Origin of the sequence: Streptomyces sp. SID14478 (assembly GCF_010548525.1) — a bacterium.
Taxonomy (GTDB): Bacteria; Actinomycetota; Actinomycetes; order Streptomycetales; family Streptomycetaceae; genus Streptomyces.
The window spans coordinates 1-1598 of sequence record NZ_JAAGMG010000126.1 but is presented as its reverse complement, the minus strand read 5'-3'; the positions used below and the strand labels follow the sequence as shown (position 1 = coordinate 1598).

Genomic DNA, 1598 nt, shown 5'->3' with positions numbered 1-1598 from the left:
GCACCGACTCGCGGCCCCGCAGCAGGCCGCCGCCGAGCCGGAGGGCCCGGTCACCCCGTTCAAGCCGGTGGCCAACGACCCGTTCCTCGCGGCCGCGCAGGCCCAGGCCTCCGCGCGCCCGGCCGGGCTCGGCAAGCGGCTCGTGGCGCGGCTCATCGACTCGGTCGTCCTGGGCGCCGTCACCGCGGCCGCCGCCGTGCCCCTCGGCACCAAGGCGATCGACCACGTCGACGGCAAGATCGACGAGGCGAAGGCGTCCGGCCGGCAGGTCACGGTCTGGCTGCTCGATGGCACGACCGCGACGTACCTCGGCATCGTGCTCGCCGTGCTGCTCGTCTTCGGCGTCCTCTACGAAGCACTCCCGACCGCCAAGTGGGGCCGCACGCTGGGCAAGAAGCTGATGGGCCTGAGCGTGCGGGAGATCGAGGGGAGCGCGTCCCCGTCGTTCGGCGCGGCCCTGCGCCGCTGGCTCGTCTACAGCGTGCCGGGCGTGCTCGGCATCGGGATCCTCGGCGTCCTGTGGGGTGCCGTCGACCGGCCGTGGCGCCAGTGCCTGCACGACAAGGCGGCCCGTACGTTCGTCGCCGGGTAGCGCGACCGGGTCATCCGGACGGCGGCCCGCCGGGTGCGGGTCCCCGGGGATCGCGGTCCACTCGGGCCATGAGTACCGAACCGCCGCCCAACGGATCCGGCCAGCCGCCGGACGACGACCCGTTCCGTAAGCCGCCCCCGGCCACGCCGGGCGGCGGCTCCCCGTACGACTCCCCGCAGGACCCGCAGGGGGCCGGCGGCCAGAGCCCGTACGACGCCCCGCAGAACCCCTACGGCGGGACCCCGCCGCCCGGCGGCGGCACCCCGCCCCCGTACGACGGTGGCACCCCGCCCCCGTACGACGGTGGCACTCCGCCCCCACCCGGCGGTGGCACCCCGCCTCCGTACGGCGGCGGCACGCCCCCTCCGTACGGCGGTGACCCGTACGGCGGCGGCTTCGGCGCCGGCGACCCGCTGGCCGGGATGCCGCCGCTGGCCGACAGCGGCAAGCGCGTCCTGGCGCGCATCATCGACCTCATCCTGGTCGGCATCGTCGCGGGCCTGCTGACGTGGGCGTTCGGGATCTCCGAGTACGAGACCGACCCCGACAAGATCGAGTACGGCAAGCAGTTCGGACAGTCGCTGCTCGCCGCCGTCCTCTACATCGGCTACGACACGATCATGATGGCCAAGACCGGCCAGACGTTCGGCAAGAAGCTGATGAAGCTGCGCCTGGCCAACCTCGACAACGGGGCGACGCCCAGCGTCCAGACCAACCTGATCCGCGCGGTCGTCCTGTGGATCCCCGCCGTGTTCTGCTGCGCCTGCATCTGGACGGCGATCTGCGGTGGCTGGAGCTTCTTCGACAAGCCCTACAAGCAGGGCCTGCACGACAAGGCGGCGAAGACGGTCGTGGTCAGCAGCGCCTGACGCCACGCGGCACGGCGCGACAGCGGCGACGTACGAGAAGACCGGCGGGTCCGCGCTTCACGGGCCCGCCGGTTCGCGTACCGGCGCACGGTCACGGGCCGGTCCGGGCGCGGAGGCGGGCGACGAGGCGACGCGCT

Annotated in this window: 2 protein-coding genes; both read left to right on the top strand. The window is 74.0% G+C overall.

What is annotated here, in order from left to right; genetic code table 11:
* The coding region (locus G3I40_RS05010) for an RDD family protein (RefSeq protein WP_164300934.1) at window positions 1–592 on the top strand (592 nt) is incomplete at its 5' end.
* 68 nt (window positions 593–660) lie between these two features.
* Window positions 661–1461, top strand: coding sequence for an RDD family protein (locus tag G3I40_RS05005; RefSeq protein ID WP_164300933.1), 801 nt, complete (start codon window positions 661–663; stop codon window positions 1459–1461).
* The last annotated feature ends 137 nt before the right edge of the window (window positions 1462–1598 follow it).

Coding starts and splice junctions, on each gene's coding strand:
- G3I40_RS05005 (WP_164300933.1), top strand. CDS start 661: ATGAGTACCGAACCGCCGCCCAACGGATCCGGCCAGCCGCCGGACGAC.